The organism is Nonomuraea angiospora, assembly GCF_014873145.1.
GTDB classification, from domain to species: domain Bacteria; phylum Actinomycetota; class Actinomycetes; order Streptosporangiales; family Streptosporangiaceae; genus Nonomuraea; species Nonomuraea angiospora.
Genome location: NZ_JADBEK010000001.1, coordinates 9429447 through 9450156, shown reverse-complemented (window position 1 = coordinate 9450156; position 20710 = coordinate 9429447). Strand labels below are relative to the sequence as shown.

Annotated in this window: 18 protein-coding genes and 2 pseudogenes; 9 read left to right on the top strand and 11 right to left on the bottom strand. The window is 71.0% G+C overall.

Going from position 1 to position 20710, the window contains the following annotated elements; genetic code table 11:
* Positions 1–131: 131 nt before the first annotated feature.
* The gene (locus H4W80_RS43570; protein ID WP_192790411.1) at positions 132–833 is read right to left on the bottom strand and encodes a TetR/AcrR family transcriptional regulator; all 702 of its coding nucleotides are present in this window, start codon (positions 831–833) and stop codon (positions 132–134) included.
* 116 nt (positions 834–949) lie between these two features.
* Here H4W80_RS43570 and H4W80_RS43565 point away from each other — a divergent pair, with 116 nt between their 5' ends.
* Positions 950–2134 (top strand): FAD-dependent monooxygenase, encoded by a 1185-nt coding sequence (locus tag H4W80_RS43565; protein ID WP_192790410.1) that lies wholly within the window; start codon positions 950–952, stop codon positions 2132–2134.
* A gap of 72 nt (positions 2135–2206) precedes the next feature.
* Here H4W80_RS43565 and H4W80_RS43560 read toward each other — a convergent pair whose 3' ends face one another.
* The gene (locus H4W80_RS43560) at positions 2207–2785 is read right to left on the bottom strand and encodes a class I SAM-dependent methyltransferase (protein WP_318787326.1); all 579 of its coding nucleotides are present in this window, start codon (positions 2783–2785) and stop codon (positions 2207–2209) included.
* 54 nt (positions 2786–2839) lie between these two features.
* Here H4W80_RS43560 and H4W80_RS43555 point away from each other — a divergent pair, with 54 nt between their 5' ends.
* The 7 genes and pseudogenes from H4W80_RS43555 (at position 2840) to H4W80_RS61720 (ending at position 9032) form a co-directional block, all read left to right on the top strand.
* On the top strand, positions 2840–3034 hold the full coding sequence (locus tag H4W80_RS43555; protein ID WP_185079465.1) for a hypothetical protein: 195 nt from the start codon (positions 2840–2842) through the stop codon (positions 3032–3034).
* A gap of 3 nt (positions 3035–3037) precedes the next feature.
* Positions 3038–3706 (top strand): annotated as a pseudogene (locus H4W80_RS64780) (histidine kinase); the annotation flags it as partial.
* 433 nt (positions 3707–4139) lie between these two features.
* Entirely contained in the window at positions 4140–4772 is a 633-nt protein-coding gene (locus H4W80_RS43545) for a response regulator (RefSeq protein ID WP_192790408.1), read from the top strand.
* Between the two features lie 85 nt (positions 4773–4857).
* Positions 4858–7509, top strand: coding sequence for an ATP-binding protein (locus H4W80_RS43540; RefSeq protein ID WP_192790407.1), 2652 nt, complete (start codon positions 4858–4860; stop codon positions 7507–7509).
* A gap of 157 nt (positions 7510–7666) precedes the next feature.
* Positions 7667–8440 carry an expansin EXLX1 family cellulose-binding protein gene (locus H4W80_RS43535; RefSeq protein ID WP_192790406.1) on the top strand — a complete coding sequence of 258 codons (774 nt, stop codon included), beginning with the start codon at positions 7667–7669 and terminating at the stop codon, positions 8438–8440.
* Between the two features lie 108 nt (positions 8441–8548).
* Positions 8549–8758 (top strand): annotated as a pseudogene (locus H4W80_RS64775) (DUF2238 domain-containing protein); the annotation flags it as partial.
* 31 nt (positions 8759–8789) lie between these two features.
* Entirely contained in the window at positions 8790–9032 is a 243-nt protein-coding gene (locus H4W80_RS61720) for a DUF2238 domain-containing protein (RefSeq protein WP_225963979.1), read from the top strand.
* Here H4W80_RS61720 and H4W80_RS43525 read toward each other — a convergent pair.
* Complete coding sequence (locus H4W80_RS43525) at positions 9029–9859, bottom strand: maleylpyruvate isomerase family mycothiol-dependent enzyme (RefSeq protein ID WP_192790405.1); 831 nt, start codon at positions 9857–9859, stop codon at positions 9029–9031. The two genes, H4W80_RS61720 and H4W80_RS43525, sit on opposite strands and share 4 nt — an antisense overlap.
* Positions 9860–9926: 67 nt before the next feature.
* Complete coding sequence (locus H4W80_RS43520) at positions 9927–10754, bottom strand: helix-turn-helix transcriptional regulator (protein ID WP_192790404.1); 828 nt, start codon at positions 10752–10754, stop codon at positions 9927–9929.
* A gap of 59 nt (positions 10755–10813) precedes the next feature.
* Here H4W80_RS43520 and H4W80_RS43515 point away from each other — a divergent pair, with 59 nt between their 5' ends.
* Complete coding sequence (locus tag H4W80_RS43515) at positions 10814–12385, top strand: FAD-dependent oxidoreductase (protein WP_192790403.1); 1572 nt, start codon at positions 10814–10816, stop codon at positions 12383–12385.
* A 36-nt stretch (positions 12386–12421) separates the two neighbouring features.
* On the opposite strand, the gene H4W80_RS43510 is transcribed toward H4W80_RS43515, so the two are convergent.
* The 7 genes from H4W80_RS43510 to H4W80_RS43480 all read right to left on the bottom strand — a co-directional run bounded on the left by H4W80_RS43510 (position 12422) and on the right by H4W80_RS43480 (position 20678).
* A complete protein-coding gene (locus tag H4W80_RS43510; RefSeq protein ID WP_192790402.1) occupies positions 12422–14035 on the bottom strand; it encodes an FAD-dependent oxidoreductase in 1614 nt (537 codons plus the stop codon).
* Complete coding sequence (locus tag H4W80_RS43505; RefSeq protein WP_192790401.1) at positions 14035–15159, bottom strand: glycoside hydrolase 5 family protein; 1125 nt, start codon at positions 15157–15159, stop codon at positions 14035–14037. Before H4W80_RS43505 ends, H4W80_RS43510 begins: the two co-directional genes overlap by 1 nt.
* 36 nt (positions 15160–15195) lie before the next feature.
* A complete protein-coding gene (locus tag H4W80_RS43500) occupies positions 15196–16092 on the bottom strand; it encodes a carbohydrate ABC transporter permease (RefSeq protein WP_192790400.1) in 897 nt (298 codons plus the stop codon).
* Positions 16089–16961, bottom strand: coding sequence for a carbohydrate ABC transporter permease (locus H4W80_RS43495; RefSeq protein ID WP_318787325.1), 873 nt, complete (start codon positions 16959–16961; stop codon positions 16089–16091). Before H4W80_RS43495 ends, H4W80_RS43500 begins: the two co-directional genes overlap by 4 nt.
* A 128-nt stretch (positions 16962–17089) precedes the next feature.
* Positions 17090–18454 carry an ABC transporter substrate-binding protein gene (locus tag H4W80_RS43490; protein ID WP_192790398.1) on the bottom strand — a complete coding sequence of 455 codons (1365 nt, stop codon included), beginning with the start codon at positions 18452–18454 and terminating at the stop codon, positions 17090–17092.
* 44 nt (positions 18455–18498) lie between these two features.
* The gene (locus tag H4W80_RS43485) at positions 18499–19764 is read right to left on the bottom strand and encodes an enolase C-terminal domain-like protein (protein ID WP_192790397.1); all 1266 of its coding nucleotides are present in this window, start codon (positions 19762–19764) and stop codon (positions 18499–18501) included.
* Positions 19761–20678 carry an NAD-dependent epimerase/dehydratase family protein gene (locus H4W80_RS43480; protein ID WP_225963978.1) on the bottom strand — a complete coding sequence of 306 codons (918 nt, stop codon included), beginning with the start codon at positions 20676–20678 and terminating at the stop codon, positions 19761–19763. The genes H4W80_RS43485 and H4W80_RS43480 overlap by 4 nt, the downstream gene beginning before the upstream one ends.
* Positions 20679–20710 lie beyond the last annotated feature (32 nt).

Here is a 20710-nt window from a genome sequence, read left to right as displayed (position 1 = left end):
CTCAAGCACCCGGCCGGACCCGCGCTCAAGCGCCGCGAGCACCCGGCCGGACCCGCACTCAAGCGCCGCGGGCACCCGGCCGGACCCGCGCTTAGGCGCCGCGGGCACCCGGCCGGACCAGGCCCGGCGCTCTACTCCTCGGGGATGCCGGACTCGGTGCGGTCGGCGTCGATCAGATCGCCGAGCAGGGCGACCACGGCCGCGGCGACCTCTCGCAACGTGGCGTCGGGGACCGCCGACTCGCTCTCGAACGCCCGCCGGACGGTACGCGCGAGCAGGTCCGCCCGCCGCTCCCGGCCGTCCGAGGCGCCTCCGGCCCGCAGGAACCCCTCGAACGTCGCCTGGTAGGCGTACCCGAGTTCATCGACGCTCATGTCGTCGCGGAGCAGCCCGTGCCCGGCGAGCAGCCCCAGGTAGTCGTGGGCCATGGCGCCGTGCCGCTCGTCGCGGGCAGGGTCGGGGGAGCTGGTCAGCTTGCCGACCAGGTCGGGGTCGGCCAGGAGGAAGCTGAGCAGCAGCGGCCGGTTCACGATGGCCAGGAAATAGGCGCGCGCGAACCGGTGCAGCAAACAGGCCCGCGGATCGTCCCGGAGCGCCTGGCGGAGCTCGTCCATCGCCCGGAGCACCTCGCGCGCGAAGACCGCGCCGAACAGCTGCTCCCGCGTCTTCCAGTGCAGGTAGACGGTCCCCTTGCCGATGCCGGCCCCGGCGGCCACGTCGTCGATGGTCACCCGCCGGTAGCCGTGGCGCAGCAGCAGGTCCGCCGCCACGTCGAGGATCCGCGCGGCCCGTTCGGCGCGCTGCCGCGGGTCGCGGAGTCGTTCGGCACTCACCGGAAGACCATATGACCAAATACGAAATCTGGTCAACTCATCAACTAGCAATTGACTAACTTTCAAATCTCGTCATATGGTCACGTCGAAACCACGGCAACCCCAAGGAGCGAGTCATGAAGGCCGAACCGACAGTCCTGATCTCCGGAGCCGGCATCGGCGGCACCACGCTGGCGTACTGGCTCGCGCGGCGCGGCTTCCGGCCCACCGTCGTCGAACGCGCCGCGGGCCTGCGCTCCAGCGGCAACCCCGTGGACGTCCGCGGCCCCGCCGTGAGCGTGGCCGACCGCATGGGCGTGATGCCGCGGCTGCGCGAGGCGGCCACGCAGGTGACGGCGATGAGCTTCGTCAACGCCTCCGGCCGCCAGGTCGGGCGGGTCAACATGCGGGCGCTGCAGCAGGCGTCCGGCAGCCGGGAGGTGGAGGTGACGCGTACCGACCTGGCGGCGATCCTGTACGAGGCGAGCCGCGACTCGGCCGAGGTCATGTTCGGCGACACGATGACGGCGCTGAGCCAGGACGGCGACGGCGTGGACGTCACCTTCGACAAGGCCGCGCCGCGCCGGTTCGACCTCGTGATCGGAGCCGACGGGCTGCACTCGACGACCCGGCGGCTGGCCTTCGGGCCCGAGTCCGAGTTCGTCCGCCACATGGGCCTCTACGTCGCGACGATGCAGCTCGACGGCCCGGCCTACAACCAGCGGGACGTCGTCCTGCACAACGCCCCCGGCCGGCTGGCCTCCGTCCACCCCGTCCACGGCCGGGCCCTTGCGGCCTTCATCTTCCGCCACCCAGAGGTGCGGGGCTTCAACCACCGCGACCTCGCGCAGCACAAGCGGATCCTGACCGACGCCTACGCCGGCGACGGGTGGCGCGTGCCGGAGCTGCTGGACCAGGTCCGCGCCACCGACGACCTCTGGTTCGACTCCGTCAGCCAGGTGCGCCTCGACTCCTGGGCCGAGGGGCGCGTCGCGCTGCTGGGCGACGCCGCCTCGTCGGTGTCGCTGTTCGGCGACGGTTCCACCCTGGCCATGGCCGGCGCCTACACCCTCGCCGAGGAGCTGGCCGCCACCCCCGCCGACCCCCGATCGGCCTTCGCGCGGTACGAGGCCCAGCACCGCACCCTGGTGGACCCGCGCCAGGGGAACGTCGCGACGGCCGCGGCCATGATGGTCCCCGCCACCCGCGCCGGGATCACCGCGCGCAACCTGGCGAGCCGCTTCTGGCCGGCCGCGGCCGCCGCCTCATGGGTCCGCAACCGGCTCACCCCGTCCCGCAAGCTCACCCCCGCGACCGTCTGACCGCCGCCCCGGTTGACGGCGCGCGAGGCCGAGGTCAGGGGCGTACGAGCCTGACGACCCTCGAGGCCGCGGTCAAGGGCGTACGAGCCTGACGGCGAGGAAGGGCGGGCGCTCGTTCAGCCTGCCGTAGGCGGCCTCGTCGATCTCCCGCAGGGCGGCCACCGGGCGCGGCTCGACGACCCGCTCCAGGACGAACCCGGCCGCCAGCAGCTCCCCCAGGAACACCTCCAGCGACATCCGCTGGAAGCGGATGGAGAACGGGCCGTCGCCCACGGGGAGCTCGACCCAGTCGTCGGAGTGGTACGAGCCCCCGAAGTGCTGCCAGTCGGCGGTCGGATGGCCGGTCGAGACCACGAGCCACCCTCCGGGCCGCAGCACCCGGCGCAGCTCACCCAGCAACTGCGCGCGACGGGTGACGTGGGGGAACACCAGCGCGCACACGGCCCCGTCGAACGACGCGTCATCGGCGAAGTCCAGCGGCTCCTCCAGATCGCGCAGCACGAGCTCGGCCCGCTCCCCCACCCGCGCCCGCGCGTGGCCCAGCAGCGTGGCGCTCCCGTCGACACCGACCACCTCGGCCCCGCGGGCCAGCAGCTCTGCCGCGTAATGCCCGGCCCCGCAGCCGACGTCGACAGAGCGGCTCCACCCCACGCTCCACCTTTCGGAGGTGCCGCTCCACCCCGCCCCGTCCCTACCGTCCCGGGTATGGACAAGCACTCTGGACGACCGGGCAGCCTCTGGCTCGAACTGCTGCACCGGCTCCTGGACGCCAACGGGGGAAAGATGAACGGCAAGTTCCTGCTCGCGATCGTCGTCGTGGCGCTGCTGGTGGTCGTCGGATTCGTGGCCTTCCGGCTTATCTTGGTGGACATGATTCTGACCCTGAAGGACTCGCGCTAGGCGATGCGGGAGGTGTGGGGGCGGGTCGTACGGCTCCTGGCGGCCGACGACCCCGAGACCGGCCGCCTGGTCAGGCTGCTGTTGAGCCTGGTCCTCGCCTGGTCGCTGGTGGCCGCCGAGCCCGATCGCGTCCCCCCGCTGCTGTGGTCCGCGCTCGGCGGGTCCATGGCGTGCTGGCTCGCGTTCGTCCTGCTCGACGGCCGGTTCCCGCGCGTGGCCGTGGCCGCGCTGGCGGCGGGCTCGGCGGTCGCGGCGTCGGTTTCGGGGTCGGCCGAGCCGGCGCCCACGGTGTTCGTGTTCGCGATGTTGCTGCTGTTCGCGGCGCACATGACGCCGAGCATGGCGGCGATCGTCGCGGTCACCGTGACCGACCTGGCGCTCATGGTCGGCAGCCTGCTCTGGTGGGAGCAGCCGCGATCGGCGATCGTGGTCCGGGGAACGGTCGTGCTGCTCACCGTGCTCTTCGCGCTCCAGCGGCGCCAGTACCGGCAGGCCCAGCACGACCGGGCCAGGGCCATGGCGCTCGACGAGCGGACCCGCATCGCCAGGGAGCTCCACGACGTGCTCGCGCACTCCCTCGGCGCCCTGGGGGTGCAGCTGGAGGTCGCCGAGGCCATGCTCACCGAACGGGGCGACGTGGCGGGGGCGGTGGCGCGCGTCCGCAGGGCGCGGGCGCTGGCCAGGGAAGGGCTGGTCGAGGCCCGCTCGGCGGTGGCGGCGCTGCGCGAGGACGTGCCGCCGCTGCCGGACGCGCTGAGACTGCTGGTCACCGAGCACCGCAGGGACCACGAGGCGCCGGCCGAGCTGCGTACGACCGGCGCGCGGCGGCCGATCACCCCGGCGGCGGAGGTCTGCCTGCTGCGTACGGCACGCGAGGCGCTGACCAACGCCGCCAGGCACGCGCCGGGCGAGCCGGTCACGGTCGAGATCGGCTACGGTGAGGGCGCCGTCCGGCTGGTGGTGCGCAATCCGTACGCGGCCACGGGCACGGGGCCGTCGTCCGGGCACGGACTGCAGGGCATGCGCGAGCGGCTGGCGCTCGCGGGCGGGACGCTGAGCGCGGGACCGTCGGGGGCCTGTGGGAGGTACGGGCGGAGGTGCCGGAATGAAGGTCCTGGTCGTGGACGACCAGCAGCTCATGCGCGAGGGCCTGGTGGCGCTGCTGGACCTGGTCGACGACGTGGAGGTGGTGGGCGACGCCGGGGACGGCGAACAGGCCCTGCGCCTGGTGGCCGAGGTGCGCCCCGACGTCGTGCTCATGGACCTGCGCATGCCCGTGATGGACGGCGTCGAGGCCACGCGGCGGATCGCCCGCGCGCATCCGGAGGTGGCCGTCGTGGTGCTGACGACGTACGACGACGACCGGTCCGTGGACTCCGCCCTGCTGGCCGGGGCCCGCGGCTACCTCACCAAGGACGCCGGGCGCGCGGAGATCGCCGCCGCCCTGCGCTCGGCCGCCGCCGGGCAGTCGACGTTCTCGGCCGCGGTGTCCCGCCGGCTGGTGGACGCGCTCTCCCGCGCCGCGCCGCCGCCGGTCTCGGCGTGTCCCGACGGGCTGACCGTACGGGAGGTCGAGGTGCTGCGGCTCGTCGCCGGGGGCCTGAGCAACGCGGAGATCGGCTCGGCGCTCTTCATCGCGGAGACGACCGTCAAGACGCACATCAACAACGCCTTCGCCAAGATCGGCGTGCGCAACCGCACGGAGGCCGCCGCCTACGCGCGCGACACCCTCCTGTAGCGCCTATTCCAGGGCCAGCGGGCCGATGGGGAAATGACATAGGCTCGTTGCTGATCCGGACAGCTGACCATGGGGAGATGGGTTCATGCCGTCAGGAGCACGCGACGGCGCCGAGGCGGGCCGTCCGGTCGGAGGGCCGGGCCTGGGCGAGTTGTTACGGGGCTGGCGCGAGCGGGCGCTGCTGACCCAGGAGCAGGTGGCGGCGCGGGCGGGGCTCAATGTCCGGACCGTCCGCCGGTTGGAGGCGGACGAGCTGCGGCGGCCGCGCAGCGCGTCGGTGCGGTCGCTGGCCGAGGCGCTGGGCCTGGACGCCGCGGAGGTGTCCGTTCTGACGCGCGCCGCGAGCGGTCTGCCGGAGAGCGCTCGGCCCGCAGCGCGGCCGACACCGCGACCGACACCGCGGCAGTTGCCCGCCGACGTGGCGGCGTTCGTCGGCCGGGCACGGGAACTGGCCGTTCTCGACGACGTAGGTGACGCGGCCACGGTGGTGGTCACCGCCATCGACGGCATGGCGGGGGTGGGCAAGACCGCGCTGGCCGTGCACGCCGCCTACCAGCTCGCGCCGCGCTTTCCCGACGGTGACCTGTTCGTCGACCTGCACGGCTACACGCGGGGCATCGCCGCGGCCGACCCGGCCGACGCGCTCGCCCGCGTGCTGGGGGTGCTGGGCGTGCCCGGCGAGTCGATCCCGCGGCACCTCGACGACCGGGCCGCGCTCTATCGCAGCGTGCTGGCCGACCGGAAGATGCTGATCGTCCTGGACAACGCCGCCGACGAGGCCCAGGTGCGGCCGCTGCTGCCGGGTGCGGGCGGCTGTCTGGTGCTGGTGACGAGCCGGCGGCGGCTGGTCGGGCTGGACGACGCCCGTACGGTGTCGGTCGACGTGCTGCCGCTCGCGGACGCGATCGCGCTGTTCACCGGCACCGCCGGCGAGGAGCGGGTCGCGGGGGTGCCGCGGGAGGTGCTGGCCTCGGTCGTACGGCGGTGCGGGCTGTTGCCGCTGGCCATCCGCCTGGCCGCGGCCCGGCTGAAGGCCCATCCGGCCTGGAGCGTGCGGCACCTGTTGCAGCGGCTGGAGGAGCACCAGCACCCGCTGAGCGAGCTGCGCGCCGGGCAGCACAGCGTCACCGCCGCGCTCGACCTGTCCTACCAGGAGCTCACCGCCGCCGAGCGGCGGGCGTACCGGCTGCTGGGGCTGCATCCGGGCATGGACCTCGCGCCCGACGCGGCCGCCGCGCTGCTGGGGTTACATCCCGGCGCGGACCTCGCCCTTGACGCGCATGCCAGCCCGGACCTCGCCCCTGACGCGGCCGCCGCGCCGCCGGCCGCCTCCGTCAAGCAGGCCGCGACGCTGCTGGACCGGCTGCTGGAGGTCCACCTGCTGCAGGAGCCGGTCCCCGGGCGTTACCGGTTCCACGACCTGATCAGGACACACGCCGCCGAACGGGCCGCCGGCGAAGAGCCCGAGTCCGACCGGCGCGCCGCGTCGGCGCGGCTGCTCAACCACTACAGCCGCGCCGCGTCGGCGGCGATGGACCTGCTCTATCCCTACGAGGCGGACATGCGGCCGCGGCTCGCGCCAGGCGAGGTGGCGCCGCCCGCGGTGGCCGACGCCGCCGCGTGGCTCGAGGCCGAGCTGTCCAACCTGCTCAGCCTCGCGCAGCTGGCCGCCGAGCACGGCTTCCCCGAACACGTCCGGCACCTGTCGGCCACCCTGCACCGGTGCCTGCGCACCCGCGGCCGCTATGCCGAGGCCGAGGCGCTCCTGGAGCGGGCGCTGTCGGCGGCCCGGGCCGCCGAATACCGTACGGGCGAGCTGGAGGCCCTCCTCGGGCTCGGCGAGATCCGTCAGATGCAGTGCCGGTACGAAGCGGCCCTGGACGACTCCTCCCGTGCCCTGGCCATCGCCTGCGCCATCGGCCATCGGGCGGGCGAGTTACGGGCGCTCAACGGCATCGGCATGGTCCGCGGGTTCCAGGGAGAGTACGCGCGGGCCGCCGAGCACTTCGCGCAGGCGCTGGACATCGCCCGGGCGATCGGCCACCGTACGGGTGAGCTGGACGCGTTGATCGCCGCCGGCAACGTCCACCGGATCATGGGGTGGTACGAGCGGAGCGCCGACGAGCTGGCGCGGGCGCTCGTCCTCGCCCGCTCGATCGGCCACCGCACCGGCGAGTTACGCGCGCTGCTCGGCATCGGCTTCATCCACCTCGGGCAGGACGCGCACAGCCCGGCCACCGACTACTTCACGCGAGCCCTGGGCCTGGCCCGCGGCACCGGGCACCGGCTCGGCGAGCTCGACAGCCTCAACGGCCTGGGCCATCTGCACCGCCTCCAGGGGCGGTACGAGGAGGCGTACGACTGCTACGAGCAGGCCCTCCGCCTGGCGTGCGAGATCGGCAACAGCAACTGGCAGTTCGAGGCCCTGCACGGCCTGGGCCGGCTGCAGCATGCCCGCGGCCAGGCCAATGAGGCGCTCGACTGTCACAGCCAGGCGCTGGTCCTGGCCTCGGACCTGCGCCAGCCGAGCGACCAGGCCCGCGCCCACGACGGCCTCGCCCACGCCCACGCCGCGCTCGGCCGGCCCCGCCACGCCCGGCGCCACTGGACCGAGGCCCTGACCATCATGTCCGCCCTCGGCATCGACCGGACCGAGGAGACGGGGGTGGACGTCGAGAGCATCAGCGCCCACCTGGCGTCAGCCGATTCGCATCAGCTGCCCGCGACCGGCCCGTAGGCACAGGACGGCGCGAGTGCCGATTTCCGCTGCCTGAACATCCAGGGCAATAACCGGCTATTTCCCGGACATATCACGGAAGATCTGCCGCTTTACCGTACCGAGATATACCGATCTCGCTATTGTCACATCCATCACATACGGGAGGAACACCGGAATGCGCCGTTTAACAGCCGTTCTCGCCGCCGCGCTCGCCGCGACCTCGCTCCTCCCTGCCTCCGCCCTGGCCGATTCCGCCCTGGCCGATTCCACCCGGAGCCGGGAGAGCGCCGCGTCCACCGGCGCGTCCGCGAAGACGGCCGGCGGTAAGGCGACCAAGGGCAAGACGATCAAGGGCAAGGCGACCAGCGGTAAGGCGACCTTCTACCGGCTCCGGTCCGGGGGCGGCAACTGCTCCTATCCGTCGCCTCCCGCCGGCGACCTCTACGTCGCGCTCTCCCCCGCCGAGTACCGCGCCGCGCGAGCCTGCGGCGGCTACCTCACCGTCACCGGGCCGAAGGGCTCCGTGCGGGTCAAGGTCGTCGACCAGTGCCCGGAGTGCCCCGCCGGGCACATCGACCTCAGCCGTAAGGCCTTCGCCCGCGTCGCGGACCCCGGCGAGGGCATGGTCGGGGTCACCTACAGCCCGGCCGCCAACCCGAAGCTCGGCAAGCCGCTCTCCTTCCGCGTCAAGGAGGGCTCGTCGCAGTGGTGGCTGGCCCTGCTGGTCATCGACCACGGCAACCCGCTCGCCTCGGTCGAGGTGAAGACCGCCGGCGGCGCGTGGCGCAAGCTGGCCCGGGCCGACTACAACTACTGGATCACCGAGTCCGGCGCGGGCCGGGGCCCCTTCGCCGTACGGGTCACCGACACCCGCGGCCACCGGGTCACCACCGACGGCGTCCGCCTGACTCCCACCACCGTCCAGCGCACCACCACGAAGATGTACTGAACGCCGACGCCGTCAGCTCTGAAGGGTGCCGACGACCGGTGCCGGCCATGTAGGCGTTTCCGGTCCTGTGCCGTGCCTCGCCCCCCCACCGCTTCCGATGCTGATCGCATGACTCCTGCTTCCGCCGCCCGGCGACTGCCCTTGGTCCTGGCCGCCGTGGTCCTCCTCGCTCTGGTCGTCTCCGGTTTGCGTCCCTACGACCGGCTCACCTGGATCCTGGAGACCTTCTGGGTGATCGGCGCGCTGCCGCTCCTGGCGGTGCTCTGGCGCCGCTTCCCGCTCACCACGCTGCTGTGCTGCCTGCTGGCCGTGCACGCGCTGGTTCTGATCGTCGGGGGGCACTACACCTATGCGCGGGTTCCGTTCGGGCACTGGCTGCGGGACGTGCTGGTCGGCGCTCGCGGCCGGGGAGGCGGCCGACGCCTTCCTCGCCGTCCAGGGCGACCAGTGGGACACCCAGTGGGACATGGCCTGCGCCCTCATCGGCGCCGTCGCGTCCCTCCTGCTCCTCACCCGCCTGCACGACCGGCAACTCGCGCACCTGCGCCGGCCCGCTGCCCCCGCCTCCGGCGGCCGGGCCGGCCGGCTCTAGGCGACGATCGCGAGCAGGGTCGTCATGGCCGCCGTGAGCTCCGGGTCGCCGCTCGGGTGCGAACGCGCGCGAGCCTCCTCGACGGTGATGCCCCTGGTCGCCAGCCGCCAGAAGGTGTCCTGGTCCATCGAGACACGCGCGGCCGGCCGGTCGCCGGGCGTCACCGGCTGCCACCGGCCGCCCTGCCGGGCCACGCTCCACTGCCCGCCGGCCGGGCCGAGCACCTCCAGGTGAGCCTCTGCGCCGTCAGGGCGTTCGTACGTCCGGAGGGCATGCGGGAGGGCGCGCGCGAAGAGGTCCAGCACCGGCGCCATGAGCTCGGGCTGCGTGGCTCCGGGCCGGGAGACCGCGTCGCGGATCTGCTGCTGGTGAACCCAGAACTCGGTGTATTCGCGGCCGATGTCGAGCCAGGCGGGACTGTCGAGGTCCGTGGCGGCCCAGGACACGTTCAGGTCGGCGGGCGCCTGCGGGTCGCGTGCCGCCCAGAGGGCGTCGAGCTGCGGCCCCAGGTGCTCGAGCAGGTCGATCAGCAGCTGCGGGCTGAGCTGTCGGCACGCCCGGACGAACTCGTCGTTGGTCCGCGCGAGGTAGGCCGGAAGCGTCTCGTCGTCGGCGAAGACGGCGCCCCCGTGGCCGTCGCGGCTGCCCGACAGGCGCCGCATGTAGTCGTTGAGGACGTGACAGGCTATGTCGTGTACGTCCCAGCCTGGGCAGATCGTCGGCTTGGCCCAGTCCGCCGGGTCCAGGGCTCGCAGCAGGTCCAGCATGGCCTGCCGCTCACGCGGGAACAGCGGACGTACGTCGATGACCGGACCGAAGATCGTCATGGCGTGACCTTACTGAACCGCCGTAGCCAGGGAAAACCCGTTTTCCGGCCGCCATCGGGCGCACGCGCTACCCCGCGCGATATTCGGAAGGCGACTGACCAGTGGTGGCCTTGAAGACTCGGCTGAGGTAGAACGCGCTGCGATATCCGCACTGTTCGGCGATGGTCTGCAGGGTGAGGTCGGTCCCGGTCAGCAGCTCCCGCGCCCTCTGCAACCTGACGCCACGAAGGTACTGGACCGGCGTGACACCTCGAACGTCCCGGAAGCGTCGCGAGAGCAGCGAAGAACTGACGCCCAGCGTTCTCGCGAGGTCGCCGAGCGAAAGATCCGGCGAGGCGAAGCACTCCTGGATGAAGGCGATCGCCTTGCGCACCAGGACGTCCTCACGCGCGCCTTCCCGCGTCCGCTCCCAGAGCATGGTGATGAGCACGTCGTCGACCACATGAGCCGCCACCAGCCCCGCGTCCAACCTTTGACGACCTTCGTCGCAAGCGGCTTGCATGGATTCGAGAAGTGAGAGGTTGGCGCGCAGGCGGTCGACGTCGCGCAACCGGCTGCACCCGATCGGCGGCTCCAGGGCAGTGCGGAATCGCGCGAAGAAGAACGACGTCGGCGTCCGCATCCGTCGCCGCAGCGTGCTGCCGGGCGGGCTGATGACGATATCGCCGAAACCCGCCTCGCCACGGAGTCCGGCCTCACCCACCGCCCTGGTTCTGCGCGCCGCCACCTCCTCGACTTCATAGGAGAACGCTCCGTTTCTCGGCAGCAGCATGCACCACCCCTCGTACGTGTCGGAGCCGAAGCTGAACCGGGGACGCCGCGGCGCCAGCAGGTAACCGTCAAGACTCGAACCGGCTGCATCAAAAATGTGCATGATCTCCACCAAAATCGCCATTCCGTGGACCCGCACGGTCCGAAAAAATCCGAGAAACAATCTCGAGCAGGACGGAATCGATGACGCTGAGGGCCGATATTTGCGTGTACGGAGGAACGCCCGCAGGCTGTGTCGCCGCCATCACGGCACACCAGGAGGGCAACTCCGTAATACTCGTCGAGCCGAGTCGTTGGCTGGGAGGAATGCTGGGCTCGGGAATCAAACCGCTCCAGGACTGCCCCCTTCCCGAGGCGGTGGGAGGACTGACGAAAGAGGTGATCTTCCGTTTCGGGAACCACCCCCCGGACATCGTGCGCGGGTTCCACGAGTGGCTCGCCGAGGCCGGCATCAAGGTGATCCTCGAGCACCGCATCCGCTCGGCGACGCGGAACGGCGAGCGGGTCGACACCATCCATCTCGAGCCTTCACCGCCGAGCAAATGGGGAGTCCCCCCGCCGGCCTCCGAGCCGGAAGAGCCTTTCAGCATCTCGGCGTCGATTTTCATCGACGCTTCTTACGAAGGCGACCTGATGGCTCTCGCGGAGGTTCCTTATCGAACCGGACGCGAATCACGCCAGGCGTTCGGCGAGGCACCGGCCGGCGTCGGCCCCGTCACGAACTGGACGCCGATCGACCCCCATGTCGTTCCGGGTGACGCCACCAGCGGGCTCATCCCGCTCATCGACGAGGACCACGGACTGCCGATCGGCTCGGCGGACGGCTACACGCAGGCATACAATTTCCGTTTCTATCTGACGACCGACAAGCGTCACCGGGCTGAGATCACCGCGCCGGACGACTACTCCCCTGACACATTCGAATTGGTCCGCCGCTACGTCGAGCACATCAAGTCCGTGAGCACGAGCACCGGCGAGCAACTGGACAGACTCCGGGCCGTGTTTCCCGGATGGCTCAACTCGGGCGAATACAACTACCAGCGCGCCTCCCTGGTCACGAACGCGCCCGTCGGTGTGAGCCACGACTACCAGGACGGCGACTGGAACACCCGATCTCGGATCTGGCGCCACCACATCGACTATCTCCGCGGCCTGCACCACTTCCTCTCGACCCATCCGGAGGTGCCCGAGGAGTTCCGGCGGGAGACGGCCGCGTACGGTCTGGACGCCGGGGTCTTCCCGGAGACCGGCGGGTGGCCGCACCAGCTCTACGTACGGGTGTCCCGGCGCCTCAAGGGCCGCTACACCCTCACCCACTCGGACGTGCTGAACCAGACCGATCCCGCCGACGCCATCGGGCTCGCCCTCTTCGGCGTGGACGTCTACCCTGCCCGGCGCATCGCTCATCGCGACTCCGGAACAGGGCGGCTCGGGGTGGCGACCGAAGGGGACATGTTCATCGGCGGGCACATGGGAACGGGCCGGCCGTACCCCGTCCCCTACCGGGCCGTCACGCCGCACAAGAGCGACTGCGCGAATCTGCTCGTGCCCGTGTGCCTGTCGGCGACGCACATCGCGTACGCGGCCACCCGCATGGAACCGGTCTTCTGCGTCCTCGCGGAGTCGGCCGCCGTCGCGGCGACGTTGTCGATCCGGAACCAGGTCGCCGTTCAGGACATCGACACCGGCCGGCTCCGGAAACGCATCACCGAGAGAGGCCAGATCATCGCCTGGAGCCCCCAGGAATCCGGGTGAGAACCGGCCGGCTCTCATTCGCCGCCCTCAGGAAACTCAGCTCGCGGACCGGCCGGTGCGGATGTCATCAGGCCACTCGAGAGTGACGCCGAGCTCATCACGAAGACATTGCCGCAGGCGGCGGAGGCCCGCCGGATCGGCCCGGAGCTGCGCCGGGGTCTGGGCCGTCTCGGCGACCTGGGCCGCCAGAGCGCCGACCGCCTCGCCGATGGACCATTCGACCGGGTGCAACCGGTACGCGCCGTTGGCGACGTGGGTGGTGCCGATGTTCTTGTTCGCGGCGACGAGGTTGTCGACGTCGACCGGGATGAGGGCTCCGAGCGGAATCTGGAACGGGAAGCAGTCGATGTCGACGTAGCCTCGGCCGGAGGTGCTGGGATGCAGGTCGATGCGGTAGTGGCCGATGCCGACACTGTCGTCGAAGAGTGCGCTTCCCGCGCCGGCCCCCCGCATTTCCACCCCGATGTGCGCCTCGGTCACCCGGAACAGGGGACGGATCCGGCGTGACTCGCGAATGTACACCTCCTTCGCCAAGCCATCCGAGGTGCCCATGACATCGCCCCTGGGGCGCAGCTCGGGATAGCCGGTGCCGCCGTCATGGCGGGGGGCCTCGGTCTGCATCCAGTGGACGAAGCTGCGGGTGAGGGATCGCGCCTCCGCCAGCGCCAGCTCGCGCTCCTCCGGGCTCACGCCGAGCAGCGGACGCTCCCAGTAGTCGATCTGCGGCCAGTTCACCAGCGTGATCTCGCCGCCGGGAAAGCCCGGGTCGAGGTTCTGCCGCGACAGGATCCGGCGGTAGTGCCACAGGTCGTCGGCGCCCGTGTGGACCGCCTGCTCGGGCGAGTGGGCGAACAGCGGCCGCCACCGCACCGCACCCGTGTCGGGCACGACGTCCTTCCAGGACAGCTGCGGGCCGGGCCACCGGGCGTCGACGGTGTCGCGCCAGTGCTCGTAGCCGGCGGGCCTGTCGATGGTGTGGTCTTCGCCTTCGCGATATTCGAGTGCCACGCACCAGGTGACCGCCTGCTGGTCCCGTGGATCCGGCTCGGGCGGTGCGTGCAGTTCGCCTGTCTCGCCGTACGACTCCGCTCCGATCGTGTGGAGCATGCCGGCCTGCTCGATGAGGTCGCCCTCTTCGGTGGCGTCGGCCACGAGGCGGGCGGTCACCTGGACGAGGTCGCCGTCCCGGCCGCGCAGCCGTACATGGGCGATCCGCCGGTCACGGCGGTCCACGTTCACCACGTCGTGTTCCCGCAGCACGGTGATCGCCCCCGAGGCGAGGTGCGGAGACAGCAGCTCCTCGATCGCCAGCGCGCCCACTCTCGGCTCGTGACACAGCCGCGAGACGTTGCCGCGCCCCGGATTCAGCCGCGGGTCCGCGGCCGCGTCCGGCGTGAGCGGATAAAGGCGGCGATAGTGGGCGCGGATGATCTCGCGGAGCTCCCGATACGACCTCGATCCCAGCTCGCTCTCGATCCACCGGTGCTCGTCCGGCGGAACCGCCTGCGTGGTCAGCTGGCCGCCGAGCCAGTCGGACCGCTCGGCGATCACCACGCGGATGCCGAGGCGCGCCGCCGTCAACGCGGCGGCGACGCCTCCGAGCCCTCCCCCGACGACCAGCAGGTCCGTGTGAAGCGTACGCTCGCCCATCACCTACCCCTTTCCTGAACGATCGCGGGTCCGGCGATCGCCTCCATGCGCGCGAACCAGCCTTCGGCGAAGTCGAGGTCAGGTGCCCGTCCGGCGGGCAGCGCGATCGCCGGCTCCGTGGCCGCCTGCCCGGGTGGCCGGTCACGCAGCTCCGCGACCACCTCGGCCACCCGCGATCCGATCGGTTTCACCCGCCCTTCGGCGTCGATGAGGCCCAGGCCGTACTCGAGCTCGTCGAACCCGGTGAAGCGGCGGCTGATGTCGTGGGACGCCCACCACGTGACGGCGCCCAGTCCGGGGACGGCGGCGGCCCGCCGCAGCATCCGCTCGGCGAAGTCCTCCACGGCCACGTCCGTGAGCCAGAGCGGCGAGACGCCGAGCTCCTGGATCCACACCGGCTTGCCCGCGGCGCCCGGAGTCGCGCGGGCGACCTGCGCGAGATAGTCGGGGATGGCCCAGGCCCGCTCCTCCCCGACCCGGGCGAGGGCGCCGGTGAAGAACGGCCACGCGTGCACCGGGACGAGATCGCACGCGGCGGCCACGAAGGCCCGCCCGATCGGGGCTTCATCGCTCATCCACGGCACATGGTCGACCCCCACGGTGACCGGCACGGAGGCCGCCCGCGCGGCGCTGAGCATTCTCGCGGCCCATGCCTCGCCTTCGCCTGGCCCGAGATGACGCATGAGGACGTTGGGCTCGTTCGCGACGTCGACGCACCAGAGCGCCGGGTGACCTTCGACCGCTCGCGAGACGGCGCCGACGAGCAGCTCGGCCGCGCCGACTGCCGCGGCGTCGGTGAAGGGATCGACGTCCTTCAACCAGGACGGCCGGAAGTCGAAGCCGCTCAGCCAGCCGTCCAGCACGGTCACGCAGACGTCGAGCCCGCTCTCCGCCGCACGGTCGAGCAGGCCGACGAGGCGTCGGAGCGCGCGTGGCGACACCCAGGACGGGTTGGGCTGGAAGAGCGGCCACAGGCACTGCACGCGCACATGGTCGAACCCGAGCGAGGCGATCTGGTGGAGATCCTCCGCGAACGCGTCGTCGTCGTCTTCCGCCCAGGCGTACCACCAGTTCTCCCGTGGCAGGTAGTTGACCCCGAAGCGGGGCAGGTCGGAATGAGGCATCAGTGTCCTTGATGGAGGTGCGAACGGAGCGTCGGCTCAGCCCTTGAGCGCGCCGGCGTTGCCTGCCGCCTGCAGGAACCGGCGCTGGAGGACGAGGAAGAGAGCGACGGGGATGATGACGGAGATGAAGAGCGCGGCCATGAACTGCGAGAAGTCGATCGAGCTCTGCAGTCTCGGCAGCGCGACCGAGATCGGCTGGTCCTGGGGGTTGGGCAGGACGAGCAGCGGCCAGAGGAACTCCTTGTAGGAGCCGACGAGCGTGAGGAGGCTGACGACGCCGAGGATCGGGCGTGACATCGGCAGGACGATGGAGAAGAACATCCGGAAGGGTCCTGCCCCGTCGATGCGGGCCGCGTTGAAGAGCTCCCGGGGGATGTTGGCGAAGAACCGCTGCATGAGCAGCACGTTGACGGCGTTGGCCGAGGACGGGAGCCACACCGCCCACATCGAGCCCAGCAGGCTGACGTGGACGAGCGGTATGTCGATGACGGTCAGGTAGAGCGCGACAAGGGAGATCACGCCGGGGATGAACAGGGTGGCGAGGAGCGCCGCGAACACGGCCTTGGCGTACTTCGGCCTGAGCACCGCCAGGCCGTAGCCGCCGGTCGTCGCGACGAGGAGCCCCAGGAACAGCGACCCGCCCATGAGCGCGAGCGTGTTCCAGAAATATCGGCCGAAGTCGACTCGTGTCCATACCTGAACGAAGGAGTCCCAGTGGATGCCGCTGGGCCAGAGGGAGAACGGCGCTGACAGCGTCTCGGTGGTGGTCGACGTGGCGGCCTTGAAGAGCCAGAAGAGCGGGCCGGCGCAGAGGATCACGAGGCCGGCGATGACGAGGGTGCCGACCGCCGCGACCGAGACGCGGACGACGGGTCTGCGACGGTCGAGGAAGGAGAGGATGCTCCGCTCGGACGTCCCGGTTTCGGTGGTCATGAGGTGCTCCAGCGTCTGGTCGCCCAGAGGTACACGGCGGACAGGGCCGACAGGACGATCGCCAGCAGGACGCTCAGCGCGGTGGCTCGGCCGTAGTCGCCGGAGATGAAGGCGTAACGGTAGATGAGCATCAAGATCGTGACGGTCCGGTTCTCCGGGCCGCCGTTCGTCATGATGTACGGCTCGGTGAAGACCTGGAACGTGCCGATGACCTGGAGAAGGAACATCACCAGGAGGACGCCGCGCATCTGGGGCAAGGTGATGTGCCAGAACCGGCGCGACACCGCCGCCCCGTCGGCCTCGGCGGCGTCGTACAACTCGGTCTGGATGCTCATCAGCGTCGCCAGATAGATGATCGTGGCGGTGCCGAACGACGCCCACGTCGCCTGCAGCACGATCGACGGCATGGCCAGATCGCCGCTGTTCAGCCAGGGGACAGGGCCGATGTCGAACCAGCCCAGGACGGTGTTGAACACCCCCTGCGGGCTGGGGTCGAAGAACGCCTTCCACAGCAGCACGGCGACGACCGGCGGGAAGATCACCGGCAGGTAGACGAGGGCGGAGGCGAGTCTCCGCGCCCGCCGCAACTCGCCGATGAACACCGCCAGGATCACCGGCACCGGGAACCCGATCACGAAGGCCAGGATCGCGAACCACAGGGTGTTCCAGGTCGCCGTCAGCAGAAGAGGGTCCCGCAGGACGCGGGCGAAGTTGTCGAGCCCGACCCACTCGGAAGTGAGGAAGTTCGTGCGCTGCAGGCTGAGCAGCAGCGAGCGGAGAATCGGCCACCAGGAGAACAGGCCGAATGACGCGAGAAGGGGGATGAAGAAGATCAATGTCGAGAGCCCGCCGCGGCGGACCCAGCGCACGACACCGCGCGAACGCTGCGTCGTTGGAGGGATGGTTGCGTCCGTCATCGTTCCGGAGGCGCCTTTCTGCACTGTCGACCCCGTCGCACCGGCCGGAGAGAGCGGCCGGCGCGACGGGAGGCGACGGTTCAGCCCGCGTCGATCGCGGACTGCACCTTCTTCTGAGCGTCATCGAGCAGGGCGTTGATGTCGGCGTCCCGCCGGGTCAGCACCGCCTGCACGACGTTGTCGAGGATTCCGTACGTCTCCTGCGCCTTCGCCGCCGGCTCGGGCACGAGCGGCAGGGTCTTGGCCGAGTCGAAGTACGCGGTGAAGTGCTCGCGCGGCACGTTGACGTAATCCTTCACCCAGGTCAGATACCGGTCGGTGGTGGCCTGGTCGAAGAGCGGGAGCACCGGCGCGCCCACCGGCAGCTTGTCGGCGGCGGCGGCCTTGGCGCCCGTGACGGCCGCCTGCTCGTCGTTGTACTTGCCGAACTCGGCGAAGTCGATCCACTTGAGCGCGGCCTTGATCTCCTCCGCCGAGGCCCGCGGATTGATGATGGCCACGGACCCGCCGCCCAGAGTGCCGAGACCCCCCGGCGCCTGCGGCATCGGGGCGAGGCCGAAGTCGTCCGGCTTCATCCCGAGAGCCTGCACGACCTGCGTGTAGGTGTCCGCGCCCTGCACGATCATGCCGACCTTGCCGCCGGCCAGGGCGTTCGTGATGTCCTTGTACCCGATGAGGAAGTCGGACCCGAAGGTGTCGTCGTCCCAGCGCAGGGCGCGGTAGAACTCGAGCGCGCCACGGGTGGCGGCGTTGTTGATGTTGGCCTGCTTGCCGTCGTCCGACTGGATCTTGCTCCCGAAGGCGTAGCTCATGGTCGTGAGCACCCAGCCGCCGGTGTTGTCCTTGGTCATGGCGCCGAAGCCCTGCGCGCCGGTCTTGGCGTGGATGGCCTTCGCGGCGGCCCGCACCTCGTCCCAGGTCTTCGGCGGCGCGTCGGGGTCGAGCCCGGCCTTGGTGAACAGGGCGCGGTTGTACAGCAGCCCCATGCTGTAGGCCTGGACGGGGACGCCGTAGACATGATTGTCCGGGCTCGTGGCGACCTTCAGGATCGACGGGTTGATCCGCTTGACGGCGGCGTCCGCGCCGACGTAGCCGGTGATGTCCGCGGCCTGTTGCCGGGCGATGATCCCCTGCATCTCCGTGAAGGGCACGTAGGACACCGTGGGCAGCTTCCCGCCCGCGACCAGCGCCTGGAAGGTGTTCACGTCGAACACGGACTCGTCCCCGGTGACCGTGATGCCCGGGTTGGCCTTGGTGAAGTCGGTGATCTTGCGCTTGAACGCCTTGAGCTGATCAGGGTTCTCCTGGGTGGGCTGACCGGCGACGGTGATGGAAACGGAGCCGGGCTGCGACGGGCTCTCGGCGGCACAGCCCGAAAGGAGAGCGAACGCCGCAGCACTGGCACTGAGGGCGGCGGCAGACTTTCGGACATTTGTGGGGGGCATGGGTCTCCTCAGTACTTTGTGCCGGTGTTCTCGCAATGCTGCGGTCAGGGGGCGATGAGTCCTCCGTCCAGACCTCGGACGCGGGCGGCCCAGGCGTCGTGTCCCGACAGCCCCGCGGGGTGGCGGGCGGCCGCGGACTCGTCGAGGTCGATGCCCCAGCCAGGACCTTCGTTCGGACGTAACCAGCCGTTCTCGATGCGCAATGTACCCGGGAACACTTCGTGCACGGGTTCGCCGTACACGTGCCCTTCCTGGATGCCGAAGGCCGGGCTCGTCACGTCGAGCGCGACATTGGCGGCGGCGCCGATCGGCGAGGTGTCGCCTGGAGCGTGCCAGGCCGTGCGGACGCCGACGAGCTCCGCGGCCGCGGCGATCTTGCGCGCGGCCGTCAGCCCGCCGAGGTCCGACACATGTGAGCGGATGAAGTCGACGCCGCCTCCGAGGACCAGGCGCGCGGCGTCCGTCACCGACGTCGTCAGCTCGCCGACCGCGATCGGCACGGGCGAGGCGGCACGCACCTCCGGCAGCCGGTCCCAATGCTCGGGGGCGATGACGTCCTCGAGGAAGAAGAGCCGGTAGGGCTCGAGCGCGCGGGCGAGGACGATCGCCTGCTTCGGGGTCAGCCGGGAGTGCACGTCGTGGAGCAGCTCGATCTCCTCGCCGAGGCGCTCGCGGGCGGCGGCGAACAGCTCCGGCGTGCGCTTCAGGTACTCCGACACGCGCCACCCGCCCGGGTACGGCGCGGACGCCTCGGTGACCTCAGCCGTCGGAGGAGCGCCGTAGGTGCCACGACCGGACTGGCCGAGCTGGAGCCGGATGTGCCGCAGCCCGGCCTCGCGGAGGCGTTCGGCCTGGTCGAGGGTCTCCTCGATCGACGACCCGCCCGCGTGCAGGTACGTGTCGGCGGCGGCGCGTACCTTGCCTCCCAGCAGCTCGTGAACGGGCCTTCCGGCTCGTTTGCCGGCGATGTCCCACAGGGCCTGGTCGAGCCCGGAGATCGCGTTGTTGCCCACCGGCCCCTCACGCCAATAGCCGGAGAAGCGGGCCAGCCGCACCAGGTCCTCGATGTCACCGGGGTATCGCCCGATGACGAGCCTGGCGAGATGATCCTCGACGTACGCGGCGACCGCACGCCAGCGCTGCGTGTACGTGGCGCAGCCGAGCCCGTAAAGGCCGTCGTCGCTGGTGGTCACCTTCACCACGAGCAGCGGGATGCCCTCGGGGGCGGTGGCGATCGCCCGGACGCCCGTGATGCGCACGTCGTCGGGCGCGTCCCACGGCTGTGCGAATGCCGTCGTGTTGTCACTCATGCCGGCGTCTCCTGAAAGGTCGCGTTGATCGGGCCGCCCGGGTCGCCGAGCCGGTGCCGCGGCACCCATCCGAGGACGCGGCGGGCGGCGGAGGTGTCGATCGGGGCGGTGCGGCCCGGGAAGGTGCGGCGGCGCTCGCTCGTGGGGGTGAAGCGATCGAGCAGGAGGTCGGTCGGCTCCCCCATGAGGGTGTCCTCCGCCGCCAGGAGCAAGGTGTGCATCCCGGAGATCGGACGGGTCAGCCCGCGCAGCACCGCGTCCACCGCGTCCGCCATCGCCAGGTACGCCCATCCCTCCCGGGCGAGACGCGCCTGCTCGCCCGGGTTCCGGCTCAGCCGCGCGGCGGCCTCCCGCAGTTGGCGAAGATCTCTCACCAGAGGGAAGCGCAGCGCCACCACCGTGATCCCCCAGCGGCTGTGCGCCCAGGCCCCGGTCTGCTCATCGACCCACTTGGACAGCGAGTACGCGTCGTCATGCGCGACCGGCGACAGCTCGTCGAGCGGGTAGTAGGCGGGGGTGAGATCATGCCGGTTGAGGGGCACGCCGAACGCGTTGATCGAGCTCGCGATGACGGCGCGGCGCACGCCGGCCTCGCCGGCGGCGTTCAGCACGGTGAAGGTGGCCGAGGTGTTGCCCACGAACACCTCGCGCGCGGTCCCCAGGTGAGGGTGCGGGATGGCGGCGAGGTGCACGACGGCGTCCGCGTCCTCGAGCGCCTGCCGGACCAGGGTCTCGTCAGCGGCGTCACCGGTGAAGATCCGGTCGGCCGGCGACGGCCCCGACCATGCGGTCGAGAGTGCCGTCACGGAGATGCCCGCGCTCAGCAGCGCCTCCACGACCGGCCGGCCAATGGTGCCGTCCGCACCGGTGACCAGCACGCGCGCGGGCTTCACGGGCGAGGCGGAATCAGTCAAGAGCAGTCCTCAAAGTCTCAGCGATTTCGATT

Excerpts from the sequence above, each read along its gene's own strand:
- H4W80_RS43565 (WP_192790410.1), top strand. The coding sequence starts at position 950 with ATGAAGGCCGAACCGACAGTCCTGATCTCCGGAGCCGGCATCGGCGGC.
- H4W80_RS43555 (WP_185079465.1), top strand. The coding sequence starts at position 2,840 with ATGGACAAGCACTCTGGACGACCGGGCAGCCTCTGGCTCGAACTGCTG.
- H4W80_RS43545 (WP_192790408.1), top strand. The coding sequence starts at position 4,140 with ATGAAGGTCCTGGTCGTGGACGACCAGCAGCTCATGCGCGAGGGCCTG.
- H4W80_RS43540 (WP_192790407.1), top strand. The coding sequence starts at position 4,858 with ATGCCGTCAGGAGCACGCGACGGCGCCGAGGCGGGCCGTCCGGTCGGA.
- H4W80_RS43535 (WP_192790406.1), top strand. The coding sequence starts at position 7,667 with ATGCGCCGTTTAACAGCCGTTCTCGCCGCCGCGCTCGCCGCGACCTCG.
- H4W80_RS61720 (WP_225963979.1), top strand. The coding sequence starts at position 8,790 with ATGCGCGGGTTCCGTTCGGGCACTGGCTGCGGGACGTGCTGGTCGGCG.
- H4W80_RS43525 (WP_192790405.1), bottom strand. The coding sequence starts at position 9,859 with ATGACGATCTTCGGTCCGGTCATCGACGTACGTCCGCTGTTCCCGCGT.
- H4W80_RS43520 (WP_192790404.1), bottom strand. The coding sequence starts at position 10,754 with ATGGCGATTTTGGTGGAGATCATGCACATTTTTGATGCAGCCGGTTCG.
- H4W80_RS43515 (WP_192790403.1), top strand. The coding sequence starts at position 10,814 with ATGACGCTGAGGGCCGATATTTGCGTGTACGGAGGAACGCCCGCAGGC.
- H4W80_RS43510 (WP_192790402.1), bottom strand. The coding sequence starts at position 14,035 with ATGGGCGAGCGTACGCTTCACACGGACCTGCTGGTCGTCGGGGGAGGG.
- H4W80_RS43505 (WP_192790401.1), bottom strand. The coding sequence starts at position 15,159 with ATGCCTCATTCCGACCTGCCCCGCTTCGGGGTCAACTACCTGCCACGG.
- H4W80_RS43500 (WP_192790400.1), bottom strand. The coding sequence starts at position 16,092 with ATGACCACCGAAACCGGGACGTCCGAGCGGAGCATCCTCTCCTTCCTC.
- H4W80_RS43490 (WP_192790398.1), bottom strand. The coding sequence starts at position 18,454 with ATGCCCCCCACAAATGTCCGAAAGTCTGCCGCCGCCCTCAGTGCCAGT.
- H4W80_RS43485 (WP_192790397.1), bottom strand. The coding sequence starts at position 19,764 with ATGAGTGACAACACGACGGCATTCGCACAGCCGTGGGACGCGCCCGAC.